General features: G+C 72.2%; 13 protein-coding genes. 10 read left to right on the top strand and 3 right to left on the bottom strand.

Features of this window, described 5'->3' with window-relative positions:
• Positions 1–87 precede the first annotated feature (87 nt).
• The gene (locus AB0C12_RS17170) at positions 88–558 is read left to right on the top strand and encodes a hypothetical protein (RefSeq protein WP_360548832.1); all 471 of its coding nucleotides are present in this window, start codon (positions 88–90) and stop codon (positions 556–558) included.
• A gap of 61 nt (positions 559–619) precedes the next feature.
• On the opposite strand, the gene AB0C12_RS17165 is transcribed toward AB0C12_RS17170, so the two are convergent.
• Together AB0C12_RS17165 and AB0C12_RS17160 are read right to left on the bottom strand one after the other, a co-directional pair.
• Entirely contained in the window at positions 620–2,986 is a 2,367-nt protein-coding gene (locus tag AB0C12_RS17165; RefSeq protein ID WP_360548830.1) for a glycoside hydrolase family 3 C-terminal domain-containing protein, read from the bottom strand.
• 34 nt (positions 2,987–3,020) lie between these two features.
• On the bottom strand, positions 3,021–3,782 hold the full coding sequence (locus AB0C12_RS17160) for an SDR family oxidoreductase (protein WP_360548828.1): 762 nt from the start codon (positions 3,780–3,782) through the stop codon (positions 3,021–3,023).
• Between the two features lie 23 nt (positions 3,783–3,805).
• Between AB0C12_RS17160 and AB0C12_RS17155 the strand changes: the two genes are divergently transcribed.
• From AB0C12_RS17155 to AB0C12_RS17115, 9 genes are all read left to right on the top strand, one after another.
• Positions 3,806–4,153 carry an HIT domain-containing protein gene (locus AB0C12_RS17155; protein ID WP_360548826.1) on the top strand — a complete coding sequence of 116 codons (348 nt, stop codon included), beginning with the start codon at positions 3,806–3,808 and terminating at the stop codon, positions 4,151–4,153.
• Positions 4,150–5,520: a serine hydrolase domain-containing protein gene (locus tag AB0C12_RS17150; RefSeq protein ID WP_360548824.1), complete on the top strand. Its 1,371-nt coding sequence runs from the start codon at positions 4,150–4,152 to the stop codon at positions 5,518–5,520. The genes AB0C12_RS17155 and AB0C12_RS17150 overlap by 4 nt, the downstream gene beginning before the upstream one ends.
• Positions 5,521–5,681: 161 nt before the next feature.
• The gene (locus AB0C12_RS17145) at positions 5,682–6,743 is read left to right on the top strand and encodes a PhoH family protein (RefSeq protein WP_360548822.1); all 1,062 of its coding nucleotides are present in this window, start codon (positions 5,682–5,684) and stop codon (positions 6,741–6,743) included.
• An 18-nt stretch (positions 6,744–6,761) separates the two neighbouring features.
• On the top strand, positions 6,762–7,232 hold the full coding sequence (gene ybeY, locus AB0C12_RS17140; protein WP_212989908.1) for an rRNA maturation RNase YbeY: 471 nt from the start codon (positions 6,762–6,764) through the stop codon (positions 7,230–7,232).
• Between the two features lie 5 nt (positions 7,233–7,237).
• Positions 7,238–8,605, top strand: coding sequence for a hemolysin family protein (locus AB0C12_RS17135; protein ID WP_360548820.1), 1,368 nt, complete (start codon positions 7,238–7,240; stop codon positions 8,603–8,605).
• Positions 8,598–8,981 carry a cytidine deaminase gene (locus tag AB0C12_RS17130; RefSeq protein ID WP_360548818.1) on the top strand — a complete coding sequence of 128 codons (384 nt, stop codon included), beginning with the start codon at positions 8,598–8,600 and terminating at the stop codon, positions 8,979–8,981. The genes AB0C12_RS17135 and AB0C12_RS17130 overlap by 8 nt, the downstream gene beginning before the upstream one ends.
• 1,076 nt (positions 8,982–10,057) lie before the next feature.
• A complete protein-coding gene (era, locus tag AB0C12_RS17125; protein ID WP_360549052.1) occupies positions 10,058–10,951 on the top strand; it encodes a GTPase Era in 894 nt (297 codons plus the stop codon).
• 77 nt (positions 10,952–11,028) lie between these two features.
• Positions 11,029–12,078: an acyltransferase gene (locus AB0C12_RS17120; protein ID WP_360548816.1), complete on the top strand. Its 1,050-nt coding sequence runs from the start codon at positions 11,029–11,031 to the stop codon at positions 12,076–12,078.
• A 51-nt stretch (positions 12,079–12,129) separates the two neighbouring features.
• On the top strand, positions 12,130–13,362 hold the full coding sequence (locus AB0C12_RS17115) for an MFS transporter (protein WP_360548814.1): 1,233 nt from the start codon (positions 12,130–12,132) through the stop codon (positions 13,360–13,362).
• On the opposite strand, the gene AB0C12_RS17110 is transcribed toward AB0C12_RS17115, so the two are convergent.
• Positions 13,359–14,162 (bottom strand): DUF4097 family beta strand repeat-containing protein, encoded by an 804-nt coding sequence (locus tag AB0C12_RS17110; protein WP_360548812.1) that lies wholly within the window; start codon positions 14,160–14,162, stop codon positions 13,359–13,361. The two genes, AB0C12_RS17115 and AB0C12_RS17110, sit on opposite strands and share 4 nt — an antisense overlap.
• Positions 14,163–14,167: the final 5 nt, after the last annotated feature.

The raw sequence follows: 14,167 nt of genomic DNA, 5'->3' as shown, positions 1-14,167 counted from the left end.
TTCGCAGTGTGATCGTTGTCTTGTCGCGTGTCGTAGCGCACACTTCGTCCGCGCGTCCGCCCCCTCCCCTGGCGCGAAGGAACCCACATGACGCAACCCCGCCAGCTCCCACCAGCACCGGTACCGCACGTCCGGAAGCGCAGCCCGATCCCCTGGGTGATCTTCGCCGTCCTCGTCGTCGTGGCCGGCATCGTGCTGGTGCCCAAGCTTCTCGACGACGGGAACGCCGACAATGGACCGCAGCCCGTAGCGGCCGCGGAGCAGGATCCGCTCCTCGTCGCGGTGCAGAAGTGCGACCCCGCCAAGAACGGTATGAAGCTCTCTGACAGCAACCGCAAGCTGACCGTCAAAGGCGTCGGGGACAAGTCCCCGGATGGCCTCTCCGCAAGCGCCATGACCTGCGTCTTCGACACGTTGCAGGTGCCCGGCGCGCTGGCCGACCGGATGTACGGAACGGTCGAGGCCGACGGCCGGTTGCAGGGCGACTGGCCCGGCTACTCGGTCTCCTGGACCAACGACCAGAACGAGGGTCTGAACCTGACCGTTACCCGCAACTGACCACCACGCGAAAGGGGCCACGACCGCCGAGCGGTCGTGGTCCCTTCGTCTGCGCCGGCTGCTAGAGCGACAGGGTGGCGGTCAGCCGCGGGTCGTCGAGGGCGTGCGCGGCGGTCACCTCGTACGGGCCCGGAACGGTCTGCCACCCCTCGTCCCAGACCTGCCAGGTGCGCGGCGGCAGGGGGACACGGACGGTCACGGTCTCGCCCGGGTGGGCTTCGACCGGGTGGAAGCCGGCCAGCCAGCGTGCCGGGCGTTCCGGCGCCGGCGATTCGCCCTGCGTGCCGGCGTACACCTGGACGATCTCGCGGCCGAACCGGGCGCCGGTGTTCGTCAGGGTCACGACCGCTTCCGTGGCCGACACCGACAGCGTCTCGTACTGCCAGCTGGTGTAGCCCAGGCCGTGGCCGAAGGCGTACAGCGGGGTGGTGCCGGCCCGCTGCCAGGCCCGGTAGCCGATGAAGATGCCCTCGTCGTAGGCCACCTGGCCGTCGCGGGGGACCACCTGAAGGATCGGGCAGTCCTGCTCGCGGCGCGGCCACGTGGTCGGCAGCCGGCCACCCGGTTCGGTGACGCCGAGCAGCACGTCGGCCAGCGCCGCCCCGGCCTCCTGCCCCGGGAACCAGGTCAGCAGTACCGCCGCCACGTCGTCGGCCCAGGGCAGCAGCACCGGCGAGCCGGCGTTGACCACGACGACTGTGCGCGGGTTCGCGGCTGCCACCCGTACCACCAGCTCGTCCTGCCGGCCCGGCAGCGAGAGTGACGTGCGGTCGAAGCCCTCGGACTCGACCTGCTCGGTCGTGCCCACGACGACCACCGCGACGTCCGACGACGCCGCGAGGGCCACCGCCTCTTCGATCATGCTGTCCGCCGAGACGCCCGGCGCCAGGTGGCCCAGCGTGGCGCTGACCGTGTGGGCCATGCCCGGCTGGATGCTCTGGCGCAGCACGACCTCGACCGGCTCGCCGGCTGTCAGCTTCGCCACCGCCCGCTGCTCGCGCGGGGAGAGCAGCAGGTCGGCGCGGGTGGCGCCGGGCGGGTGCAGCGTCCCGCTGTACAGCTGCTGAGCGCCCACCCGCAGGTCGAAGGTGCCGAAGCCGGACACCGCGAACGTGTGCTCGCCGTCCTGTTCGGGCGTGAACGTCGTGCGCATCTCCAGGCCCGTGACGACGGCCGGGTCCAGGCCCGCGGGCAGGTCGCCGATCCAGCGCACGGCGGCGGTGTCGACGTCGAAGCGGTGCCCGGCGCCCAGCAGTTCGATCGACGCCGGCTGCGGCAGCGCGGGCAGGAACGGGCGCGGGTCAGCGCCGACGGCGTGCACCACGTCCACCCCGGACAGCGCCCGGCTCAGGCCGTCCAGCGGGGAGATCACGTGCGGCGGCACCACCTGGGCGCTGCCGCCGCCGAGCACCCGGGCGTCCGTGGCCAGCGCCCCGATGACGGCGACCTTCGTCAGTGCCGCCGGCTCCAGGGGCAGCGTGAACTGCTCGTTGCGGGCCAGCACGAAGGACCGGGCCGCGACCTCGTGCGCCACGGCGTCGCCGTCCAGGTCCGGCGGGAAAGACCCGACCGCCGGGGGTACGCCGTCAAGCACGCCCACCCGGCCGGCCAGGCGCAGCACCCGCCGTACCTTGTCGTCGATCAGCTCTTCGGCCACCTCGCCGGCCCGCACCGCCGCGACCAGCTTGGCCCCCCACGGGTTCTCCAGCGCCGGCATGGCGATGTCCAGCCCGCCCAGCGCGGCGGCGACCGTCTCCCGGGCCGCCCGCCAGTCGGAGACCACGATGCCGTCGAAGCCCCACTCGTCCTTGAGGATGTCGGACTGCAACCGGCCGTTCGAGGCCATCGGCTGGCCGTTGACGCCGTTGTAAGCGCTCATCACACCCCAGCCGCCGGCCGCCACGACCCGCTCGAACGGCGCCAGATACAGCTCACGCAGCGCCCGCTCGCCGATCCGCACGTCCACGGTCATCCGGTCGGTCTCGAAGTCGTTGCCCACCAGGTGCTTGACCGTGGTGCCGACGCCGTGCTCCTGCACCCCGGCCACGAACCCGACCGCGATCTCGCCGCTGAGCAGCGGATCCTCCGAGTAGCACTCGAAGTGCCGGCCGCCCAGCGGGGTGCGCTGCAAGTTGACCGTGGGGCCGAGCAGCAGGTGCACGCCCTTGCGCCGGGACTCCTGGCCCAGCAGGTGCCCGGCCTTGCGGGCCAGCGCCGGATCCCAGGTGGCGGCCAGGGCGGTCGGGCTGGGCAGGGCGATCGACGGGTCGTCGGGGGCCCAGCCGGTGCCGCGGACACCGATCGGCCCGTCGGACATCACCAGCGAGCGCAGCCCGATCTCCGCGATCGCGGGCAGGGACCAGAAGTCCTGGCCGCCCAGCAGCGACACCTTCTGCTCGAGGGTCAACCGGGCCAGCAGGTCATCCATGGAAGCGCTCCCATCACTTTGACTGCCCAAGATCCTACGTGCGGAGGTAGGACGCCCCGTTGAGGTCGATGATCGTCCCAGAAGCCCACTCCGCCTCGGGCGACGCCAGCCAGTGCACCGCACTCGCGATCTCCGCCGGCCGCGCCACCCGGCCGAACGGGCTCTGCCCCCGGATCGCGTCCCCGCGCGGCGACTTCAGGTGCTCGTTGGTCATGTCGGTCTCCACGAAACCCGGGGCCACACAAGCCACCCCGATCCCGTACGGGGCCAGCGCCACCGCCAGCGACTGCGCCATCGAGTTCATGGCGGCTTTGCTGGCGCCGTACGCGGGCTGGTCCGGCTCGCCCCGGAAAGCGCCGCGTGACGACACGTTGATGATCCGGCCCCCGCGCTCGCGCATGTGCTGCGCCGCGGCCCAGGACGCGTTCGCCGCCCCGAACAGGTTCACGTCGAAGGTGGCCCGCCAGTTGGCCAGCCACTGCTCGTAGCCGGTGCCGAAGACCGGGTGCGGGCGGTCCGCCGGGCCGAACACGCCCGCGTTGTTGACCAGCACGTCCAGGCCGTCCAGTCGCTGCGCCGCCTCGTCGACCATGGCCCGTACCGCGGTGGGATCGGCCAGGTCGGCCCGCACCACGATGTGGCCGCGGCCCGGCAGCGCCGCGGCCAGCTCCTCGGCCAGCGCGGCCGAGTCCCGGTGATGGATGGCGACCCGGTCGCCGGCCTCGGCGAACCGCGTCGCGACGGCCCGGCCGATGCCGCGGGAAGAACCGGTCACGAGGATCGCGCGTCCTGTCATGGCCTCACTCTAGGATCTTCGGCGTGGACAACGACTGCCTGTTCTGCCGCATCGTCGCCGGGGAGATCCCCGCGACCGTCGTGCACGAGACCCCCACCACGCTGGCCTTCCGCGACATCGACCCGAAGGCCCCGGTGCACGTCCTGGTGATCCCCAAGACGCACCACCGGGACGTCGTCGCGCTCGCCGCCGACCCCGGCGCGGCCGCCGACGTGCTGGCCGCCTCGGCCGCGGTCGCCGAGGCCGAGGGGCTCACCGGCGACGGCTTCCGGCTGATCTTCAACACCGGCAGCCACGGCGGCCAGGAGGTCTTCCACGTGCACGCCCACGTCGTCGGCGGCCGGCCGCTCGGGCCGATGGTGGCCCGGTGACCCCGGAGCAGCGCCTGGAGCGCGCCGTCCGCCGGGTCCAGGCCGACGCCCGGGTGCCCGCCCTCTCCGTTGCCCTGCACCGCGCCGACCGCAGCCTCTGGACCTGCACCGTCGGCACCTCCGGCCACCCCCGTGCCCTCGACGCGCAGAGCCGCTTCCGGATCGGCTCGGTCACCAAGACCTTCACCGCCGTGCTGGTCATGCAGGCCCGCGACGACGGCCTGCTCGACCTCGACGACCCGATCGCCACCCACCTCGACGTCCCCGCGCACGGCACCGCCACCATCCGCCGGCTGCTCTCGCACACCGCCGGCTTCCAGCGCGAGCCGTACGGCGACGTGTGGGACCTGCTCGTCGCACCCGACGACGCCGCCCTGCTCGCCGACCTGGCCAGGGCCGAGCGGGTGCTGCCCAACAACCGCCGCTACCACTACTCCAACCTGGGGCTGGCCGTGCTCGGGCAGCTCGTGGCCAAGCTGCGCGGCGGCACCTGGGCCTCGGTGCTGCACGAGCAGATCCTCGAACCGCTCGGCCTGACCTCGACCACCGTCGAGCCGACCGGCGACGCCGTGGTCGGCTACCTGGTCGACACGTACTCCGACGCCGCCCGGCCGGAGCCGCAGCTGGACATGGGCGGGGCGAGCCCGGCCGCGCAGCTCTGGAGCACCGCCGGCGACATGGCCCGCTGGGCGGCCTTCCTGGCCGCCCCGGAGATCGTCGACCCCGGCGCGCTGGTGCTGGCCCCCGAGACCCTCGACGAGATGCGCTGGCCGCAGACCACGACCGACGAGACCCTCTGGTCCGGCGGCTTCGGCCTCGGCCTCATCCTCGCGCCCCAGGGCCGCCGGGTGATGCACGTCGGCCACGACGGCGCCATGCCCGGCTTCCTCGCCGGCGTCTACGGCCGGCGCGGCGGCGAGGGCAACCCGGGCGCGCTGGGCGCCGCGGTGCTCGCCTCCTCCGGCACCGCCACCGAGATCAACGACCTGGTCCACGAGCTGCTCGCGCTGGCCGTCGAGGTCGACCCGGCCGAGGTTCGCCCCTGGTCACCGGGCCGGGCCGCCCCGCCGGCGTACCGCTCGGTGCTCGGACCGTGGTGGAGCGAGGGCTTCGCGCACGTCTTCAGCTGGCACGACGGCGCGCTGCAGTCCCGCGGGGCCGACGCCCCGGCCGACCGGCCGCCGTCGATCTTCCGGCCGCTGCCCGACCAGCCCGACGTGCTCCGGACGATCTCCGGGCGCGAGGCCGGCGAGCTGCTCCGGCTGACCCGCGACGCCGACGGCCGGGTGGTCCGGATGCACTGGGCCACCTACCGGTTCACCCGGGTCCAGGAGACCTTCGACGGCGTACCGGTCTCCGAGGGCTGACCCGCTGTTCGCGGCCCGGCCGACCCGCCGATAATGGCATCGGCGCGGGTGCCGCCGACCGGATACGATGGCACGATCCTTACGCGGACCGCCGGAGAGGCGGGCCTCTTCGAACCGGGACGAGAATGAGAGCAGGTGGCTGAGGCCTCACGGCCGCCCCTATGACCGGCACCGATCCCAGCAACGCTGCCGCCCGGGCGCAGACCAGGATCTCGGTCTCCGACCCGAAGATCATGGTGAACCTGCTCGGCGCCAAGGACGAGATCCTGCGGCACATCGAGCGGACCCTCACCAGCGACGTCCACGTCCGCGGCAACGAGATCACCATCACCGGCGTGCCCGCCGACAACGCCACGGCCGAACGCCTCTTCTCGGAGCTCATCGAGCTGATCGAGAGAGGCGAGACCCTCAGCGTCGACGCCGTCCGCCGCACCGTCGCGATGCTCGAGCAGAACACAGCCGAGCGCCCCGCCGAGGTGCTGACCATCAACATCCTCTCCCGGCGCGGCAAGACCATCCGCCCCAAGACGCTCGGGCAGAAGCGCTACGTCGACGCCATCGACGAGAACACGATCGTCTTCGGCATCGGCCCGGCCGGCACCGGCAAGACGTACCTGGCGATGGCCAAGGCCGTCCAGGCGCTGACCGCCAAGCAGGTCAACCGGATCATCCTGACCCGTCCCGCGGTCGAGGCCGGCGAGCGGCTGGGCTTCCTGCCCGGCACGCTGAACGAGAAGATCGACCCGTACCTGCGGCCGCTGTACGACGCGCTGCACGACATGCTCGATCCCGAGTCGATCCCCCGCCTGATGGCGGCGGGCACGATCGAGGTCGCCCCGCTGGCCTATATGCGGGGTAGGACTTTGAACGACGCGTTCATCATTCTGGACGAGGCGCAGAACACGACGCCCGAGCAGATGAAGATGTTCCTGACCCGGCTCGGCTTCGGCGCCAAGATCGTGGTCACCGGTGACGTCACCCAGGTCGACCTGCCCGGGGGCACCACCAGCGGGCTGCGTATCGTCCGGGAGATCCTGCAGGGCGTCGACGACGTGCACTTCTCCGAGCTCACCAGCTCCGACGTCGTCCGGCACCGGCTGGTCGCCGAGATCGTCGACGCCTACGCCCGCTACGACGTCGAGCAGGAACAACAGGCCACGCAGTCCGTCCATGCCGTGCCGGGCCGGGCCGCCAGCGGTGGCCGCCCGAACCGCCGGCGCTGATAAGGGGTTACGCACTACATGTCCATCGAGATCGCCAACGAGTCGGGAGTCGAGGTCGACACCGACGCGATCCTGGCGGTGGCCCGGCACGCGCTCGAGGAGATGGGGGTCAACCCCCTCGCCGAGCTCTCGATCCTGCTGGTCGACATCGACTACATGACCGAGCTCAACCATCGCTGGATGGGCAGTGACGGTCCCACCGACGTGCTCGCCTTCCCCATGGACGAGGGCAGCGTCGACCACGGTCCCGGCGAGGCCGGCACGGGCGAGCCGGCCCTGCTCGGCGACATCGTGCTGGCCCCCGAGGTCGCGGCGAAGCAGGCCGCGGTCGCCGGGCACACCCCCGCGGACGAGCTCCACCTGCTCACCGTGCACGGGGTGCTGCACCTGCTCGGCTACGACCACGCCGAGCCCGAGGAGGAGCGCGAGATGTTCGCGTTGCAGGCCCGGCTCCTGCAGAGCTGGCGCTCCGGACGGCGGGCCGGCTGATCCCCGTGGAGCCGTCCTTACTCGCGGCCGCCCCGACCAGCGGGCTGCCCGACGTGCAACTGGTGATCTACGCCGCGGTCCTGGTCTTCCTGGCCGGCCTGGCGTCGATGACCGACGCGGCGCTGGCCACGGTCTCCTCGGCGCGCGCCGCCGAAATGGCCCGCGAAGGCCGGCGCGGTGCCGCCGCCCTGGAAGCCGTCGCCGGTGACGTCGTCCGCCACCTCAATCTGTTGCTGCTGCTCCGGCTGCTCTGCGAGCTGACCGCGACCACGCTGGTCGCGCTCGTCGCGGTGGACAGCTGGGGCGTCGGCTGGCGGGCCGCGCTGGTCACGGCCGGGGCGATGACGCTGGTCAGCTTCGTCGTGGTCGGTGTCGCACCGCGTACGGTCGGGCGCCAGCACGCGTACGCGGTGGGCAGAGCGGCCGCGCCGCTGGTCCGCTGGCTGGGCCGGGTGCTGAACCCGCTGGCGTCCCTGCTGATCCTGATCGGTAACGCGGTCACGCCCGGCAAGGGCTTCCCCGAGGGCCCGTTCGGCAGCCAGGTCGAGCTGCGCGAGCTGGTCGACCTGGCCGAGCAGCGCGGCGTCGTCGAGCACGGCGAACGCGAGATGATCCACTCCGTCTTCGCGCTCGGTGACACCATCGCCCGCGAGGTGATGGTGCCGCGCACCGAGATGGTGTGGATAGAAGCACCCAAGACGTTGCAGCAGGCGCTGTTCCTCTTCCTGCGCTCCGGCTTCTCCCGCATCCCGGTGATCGGCGAGAGCGTCGACGACGTGCTCGGCGTGCTGTACCTCAAGGACGTCGTGCGCAGCACCCAGAACGGCGACCCGGCGGCCTCGGCCATGCCGGTCGCCGAGCTGATGCGCGGCGCGACCTTCGTGCCGGAGTCCAAGCCGGTCGACGACCTGCTGTCGGAGATGCAGGCGGCCCGCACCCACCTGGTCATCGTCGTCGACGAGTACGGCGGCACGGCCGGCCTGGTCACCATCGAGGACATCCTCGAGGAGATCGTCGGCGAGATCACCGACGAGTACGACGTCGAGCGCCCGCCCGTGGAACACCTCGACGACGGCTCGGTGCGGGTCACCGCGCGGCTGCCGATCGAGGACCTCGGCGAGATCTTCCACGTCGAGCTGCCGGCCGACGAGGTCGAGACCGTCGGCGGCCTGCTCGCCCAGACCCTGGGCCGGGTGCCCATCCCGGGCGCGTCCGTCGACGTCGGCGGCCTGCACCTGATCGCCGAGGGCACCACCGGCCGCCGCAACCGGATCGACTCGGTGCTGGTGTGCCGGGTCGAAACCGCCTCAGACGAAGCTGAGGACACCGAGAACATCCCCGAGACCGAGGAAAGACAGCACGCTGATGCCTGACCAGACCAGCTCCGCCGGACCCGCCGTCCCCGCCGCCGAGGGCGAGCTCACCGCCGAGGACGCCAAACTGGTCACGCTGGCCCGCGGCGCCCGCGCCCGGGTGGGCGCGGTCGAAGGAGCAGCGGTACGCGACCAGGACGGCCGCACGTACGCGGCGGCGACGGTGGTCCTGCCCAGCCTGGCGGTGACGGCACTGCAGCTCGCGGTGGCCTCCGCGGCGGCAGCCGGCGCGACCAAGCTCGAGGCGGCGGCGGTGGTGACCGAAGCATCAACGCTGGACGGCGCCGGGCACGCCGCTGTGCGTGATCTGGCGGCGGACGCCCCGATCCATGTGGCGTCGCCGACCGGGGCACTGCTGGGCACGGTGACGGCGTGACGACGGGCGGCGAGGCTTCGGCTCGGGACGGGGACGCGGCGCGCGGTAAGGCTGGGCGCTCGTCTTCAGGGGCTCGCGGTGGCGCCGAGGGTTCCGCTGCCGGGGGTCTCGGGCGGGCTCGTGCCGGAGGTGCCGCGGGCGCCGGAGGCGTCGGTGGTTCGCGAGGCGCAGGTGGTGGCGGAGGCGCAGGCGGTTCTCGAGGCGGCGGAGTCGCTGGAGGCCGCGGCGGGAGCGTCGCCGGACGCGATGGTCAAGCCCGTGGCCCGGCCGGCTCCCGCGGCAGCGGTGGCGCTGGCGGAGCGCGAGAAAGCGCTGGGCGGCTGCCGACGCGGTCGGACGCTGTCAGTGAGACCGGGGAGCTTCGGCCGGCGCGGTCCAAGCCCAAGTGGAGTCCGCGGACGGCGGCCGGGGGGACCGGGCGTCCTCAGGCGGCTGCTGGGCGTTCGCAGGGTGAGGAGCGGCGGGCTGCCGGTGGCCGGGGGGCTCGGGCCGGCGCGGAGAGCGGTGCCGGTGGCCGGGGGGCGCGGGCCGGCGCGGAGAGCGGTGGTGCGGAGCGTCCCGGTGGTGCCGACGAGCGGCGGCTGACGGCGGGGGAGCGGAACGAGCTTCGGCGGCAGGAACGGCGGGCGGCCCGGCGCGAGCAGGGTGGTGCCGCGGGCGGCGGGACGAAGCGTGGCGTCGGTGCGGCCAAGCGCGGCGCGGCCGGCGGGGCTGCGAAGCGCGGCGAAGCCGCTGGTGGTGCGGCCGCGCGTGGCGCCGCGGTCATCGGCGAAGCCGCGGGTAGCGCGAAGCGCGGCGCGGCAGGTAGCGGCGAAGCCGCAGCGAAGCGCGGCGAAGCCAAGAAGCGCGGCGCGGCGAAGCGCAACACCACGGGCGGCGAGAACGTCCGTGGGGCGAAAACTCTTGCTGAGCATGAGAGTGCCAGTGAATTCGGGGCGGCCACCGCCGGGGCGGGCGTTGTCGGCGACGGCGGGGTCGAGGCAGGCGACCTGAGCCCGGGGCCCCGGGCTTCCGGCGGCGCGGCGGAGGCCCGTACGGGAAGAAAGAAGCATCGGCACAAGGCGGCGAGCCGGGAGATCAAGGTCGCGGATGATGTCTACCGTGCCGGATTTGCCTGTTTTGTCGGTAGGCCGAATGCCGGTAAATCTACGCTGACCAATGCGATCATCGGTCAGAAGATCGCCATCACGTCCAACAAGCCGCAGACCACCCGGCACATCATCCGCGGCATTCTGCACCAGGAGCACGCTCAGCTCGTGCTGGTCGACACCCCCGGCCTGCACCGGCCCCGGACGCTGCTCGGTGAGCGCCTCAACGACCTGGTCCGGGAGACCTGGAGCGAGGTCGACGTGATCGGCATCTGCTTCCCGGCGGACGAGCCGGTCGGTGCCGGTGACCGGTTCATCTCGGCCGAGATGGCCGAGCTCAAGGCCACCGTCATCGCCGTGGTCACCAAGGTCGACCTGGTCGATCCGGCGACGCTGGCGCAGCGGCTGATGGCTGTCAGCAAGCTCTACGACTTCGCCGACATCGTGCCGGTCAGCGCTGTTTCCGGCCATCAGGTGGAGACCCTGGTCGACGTGATCGTCAAGCATCTGCCGGAGTCGCCGCCGTTGTATCCGGACGACGTGCTGACTGAGGAGCCCGAGCAGGTGCTCATCGGGGAGCTGATCCGCGAGGCCGCGCTCGAGGGCGTCCGGGAGGAGTTGCCGCACTCGATCGCCGTGCTGGTCGAGGAGATGGTGGTCGAGGGCCGGTTGATGAAGATCTACGCGAACCTGTACGTCGAGCGGGACAGTCAGAAGTCGATCGTGATCGGCACCAAGGGTGCCCGGCTCAAGGATGTCGGCACCAAGGCGCGCGCCGAGATCGAACAGTTGCTGAGCCGCAAGATCTATCTGGATCTGCACGTGCGGATCGCCAAGGAATGGCAACGCGACCCCAAGCAGCTTCGTCGACTGGGTTTTTAATCGCTTTTGTGGTTCTTATCACCGGATGCCGGTTTCGGTTTGCTTTGTGGGGGCTTATTTAGATAGCCCTTTACGTCATGCGGAATCGGTACCTGGACCTGCTGCGTGCCATCGCCATCGTCCGGGTGGTCGTCTACCACTCCACCGGCTGGGTCGCGCTGACCATCGCTTTCCCGGCCATGTCGGTGATGTTCGCGCTGGCCGGCTCGCTGATGGCGGCCTCGCTCGACCGGTCCGGGCCGCTCGCCGTCGAGCGCCGGCTGCGCCGCCTGCTGCCGTCGCTGTGGGCGATGTCGGCGATCGCCGTGCCGGCCATGCTGCTCACCGGCCTCGCGTGGGACTGGAAGATCCTGTACTGGGCGTTCCCGGTGCAGGACCCGCCGGCCAACGGCTGGGGCTCGATGGCCCTGAGCGCCACCTGGTACCTGCGGGACTTCCTCTGGTTCGTGCTGCTCTCGCCGCTCGCCCTGCCGGTCTTCCGCCGCTTCCCGAAACTGTCCCTGGCGACGCCCTACACCGCCCTGGCGGTCATCACCCTGCTCGGCCTCACCCCGCACCCGATCGCGCGGGACATGGCCCTCTACGGCGGCGCGTGGCTGCTCGGCTTCGCCCACCACGACGGGATGCTGCGCCGGCTCGCGCGGCGCCGCCTGGCCGGCTTCGCGGTGCTGCTGGCGACGGCCGGTGCCGGCTGGGTGCTCACCCATCCCGGACCCCGGGGGTACGACCTCAACGACATCCCGCTCGGCAACGCGCTCTGGTCCGCGGCGTTCATCCTCGTCGTCCTCGGCCTGGCCCCGGCCGTCACCGCGACCGGGGCGTCCCGGCTGGTCACCGTGCTCAACGCGCGGGCCCTGACGATCTACCTCTGGCACGTGCCGATCATCGTGGCGGTGACCCGCATCGGGGAGACGCACGGCCTGCCGGTGCGCGGCGCGACCGGGATCGGATGGCGGCTCGTGGTGATCGTCGCGCTGGTCGCGCTGGCCGTCGCGCTGTTCGGCTGGATCGAGGACTTCGCCGCCGGACGCCGTCCGGTGCTGCTGCCCGGCGGCCGCCGACGCCGGCCGGTCGTGGCGCCGGTGTCGCCCGCTGTCGGACAGATCGCCGAGACCGTCCGCACCTGAGCCGCGCGTGGCCTACCTACGTTGCACCGTCCACGGTGAGATCGTGCATCCATGACCATCACGGCCGCACACGTCCGCCGGACGTACTACGTGCTCGGTCTCGGCAACACCCTGGCGGCCTCCTTGATCTGGGGCGTCAACACGCTGTTCCTGCTGGACGCCGGGCTGACCAACTTCCAGGCGTTCGCCGCGAACGCGTTCTTCACCGCCGGCATGGTGCTGTTCGAGGTGCCCACCGGCATCGTCGCCGACTCCTGGGGGCGCCGGGCGTCGTACCTGCTCGGCACGGTGACGCTGGCGGTGACCACCGTGCTCTACGTCTGGCTGTGGCGCATCGACGGGCCGTTCTGGGCCTGGGCGGTGTCCTCCGCGTTGATCGGGCTCGGGTTCACGTTCTTCTCCGGCGCCACCGAGGCCTGGCTGGTCGACGCGCTGGCCGCCACCGGTCACACCGGCAGCCTGGACCGGGTCTTCGCCCGCGGGCAGGTCTTCATGGGCATCGGGATGCTCGTCGGCGCGGGTGGCGGCGGCTATCTCGCCCAGGTCGCCGGGCTCGGTGCGCCGTACCTGCTGCGGGCCGCCGTGCTCGTGGTGATGCTGGTGGTGGCCGCGCTGCTGATGCACGACCTCGGCTTCACCCCGGACCGCGGCGGGGGCTACCGCACCGAGGTACGCCGGATCGCCGCCCAGTCCGTCGAGTACGGCCTACGGGTCCGCCCGGTGCGCTGGCTCATGCTGGCCGCGCCCTGCACCGGCGGCGCGATGATCTACGTGCATTACGCGTTGCAGCCGTACCTGCTGCAGCTGTGGGGTGACGAGACCGCGTACGGGATCGTCGGTCTCTCCGCGGCGCTGCTGGCCGCCGCGCAGATCGTCGGCGGCCTGGTCGCGCCGGTGCTGCGGCGGGTCTTCGCGCGGCGCACCTCGATGCTGCTCGTCACCCTGGGCCTGAGCGTGCTCGCGGTGCTGCTGATCGCCCTGATCCCGAACTTCTGGGTGGTGCTGGCCCTGATCGTCGCCTGGGGGCTGCTGTCGGCGGCCGGGCAGCCCGTACGGCAGGCGTACCTGAACGGCATGATCCCGTCGCAGCAGCGCGCGACCATCCTGTCCTTCGATTCGCTGATGGCCTCGACCGGCGGGGTCGTGGCCCAGCCCGCACTGGGCCGGGCCGCCGACGTCTGGGGCTACCCGGCCTCGTACGTGATCTCGGCCGGTGTCGCCGCGCTCGCGCTGCCGTTCGTCTGGCTGTCGCGGCGGGAACGGCACCCGGCCGACGTTCCCTAGCTCCCCGGGATGGCGGTGATGGTCGCGTCCCCGCTGCCGGTCTGCACCTCGATGACGTTCTTGGCCGTCGCGTCGTTGACGATGCCGAGCAGTTCCGCGTCGCCCGAGCCGGTGCGCGTCTTCACCTGGTAAGCGCCGTCCGGCACCATCAGCTCGATGTTGCCGCTGCCGGTGCGCGCGGTCACCGAGGCCACCTTCGTGACCTCGACCGTGACGTCGCCGGAACCGGTCTGGGCGCGGACCGCCTGGCCGCCGCCGAGACCGTGGGCCTCGACATCACCCGAGCCGGTGACCAGCGTCGTCTCACCCAGCAGCTCGTTGGCCAGGATGTCGCCCGAGCCGGACTTGAGCGACACCTTGCCGCTGGCCCCGTTGACGGCGGCGCCGCCGGAGCCCACCGTGACGTCCGCCGAGCCGATGTCGCTGAGCGTGAGGTCGCCGGAGCCGAGCTTGCCGCGTACGGCCACCCCGGTCGGGGCCTGGATCTCGTACGAGACCTGGCAGTTCGGCCCGCAGTTGGTGTCCAGGGTCAGCACCGTGCCGGCCAGCTGGTACGAGGCCCGCGGGTCGTCGGAGTCGTCGCTGCGCACGATGCGCTTGATCCGGGTGTCGGCGATCGCCGCCGTGGTCACGGTGACGTCGCCGCTGCCGCCCGTCAGGACGATCTCGGAGACCTTCACCTTCTCGGTGTCGTCGTAGGTCAGCCGGGCGCCGATCCCCGCGCCACAGCCGGCCAGGGCGGCCGCGGTCGCGGCGATCAGGGTGACGGCGCCGGCGCGCCGGGCGAGAGTCGGGGTCATGCCTG

It is taken from the genome of Actinoplanes sp. NPDC048967 (genome assembly GCF_040649415.1).
In the GTDB taxonomy this organism is placed as follows: domain Bacteria; phylum Actinomycetota; class Actinomycetes; order Mycobacteriales; family Micromonosporaceae; genus Actinoplanes.
Note: the sequence above shows the minus strand (reverse complement) of the source record. Positions and strands in the feature narration are given on the sequence as shown.

Excerpts from the sequence above, each read along its gene's own strand:
- AB0C12_RS17115 (WP_360548814.1), top strand. The coding sequence starts at position 12,130 with ATGACCATCACGGCCGCACACGTCCGCCGGACGTACTACGTGCTCGGT.
- AB0C12_RS17110 (WP_360548812.1), bottom strand. The coding sequence starts at position 14,162 with ATGACCCCGACTCTCGCCCGGCGCGCCGGCGCCGTCACCCTGATCGCC.
- AB0C12_RS17120 (WP_360548816.1), top strand. The coding sequence starts at position 11,029 with ATGCGGAATCGGTACCTGGACCTGCTGCGTGCCATCGCCATCGTCCGG.
- ybeY (WP_212989908.1), top strand. The coding sequence starts at position 6,762 with ATGTCCATCGAGATCGCCAACGAGTCGGGAGTCGAGGTCGACACCGAC.
- AB0C12_RS17170 (WP_360548832.1), top strand. The coding sequence starts at position 88 with ATGACGCAACCCCGCCAGCTCCCACCAGCACCGGTACCGCACGTCCGG.
- AB0C12_RS17160 (WP_360548828.1), bottom strand. The coding sequence starts at position 3,782 with ATGACAGGACGCGCGATCCTCGTGACCGGTTCTTCCCGCGGCATCGGC.
- AB0C12_RS17165 (WP_360548830.1), bottom strand. The coding sequence starts at position 2,986 with ATGGATGACCTGCTGGCCCGGTTGACCCTCGAGCAGAAGGTGTCGCTG.
- AB0C12_RS17145 (WP_360548822.1), top strand. The coding sequence starts at position 5,682 with ATGACCGGCACCGATCCCAGCAACGCTGCCGCCCGGGCGCAGACCAGG.
- AB0C12_RS17130 (WP_360548818.1), top strand. The coding sequence starts at position 8,598 with ATGCCTGACCAGACCAGCTCCGCCGGACCCGCCGTCCCCGCCGCCGAG.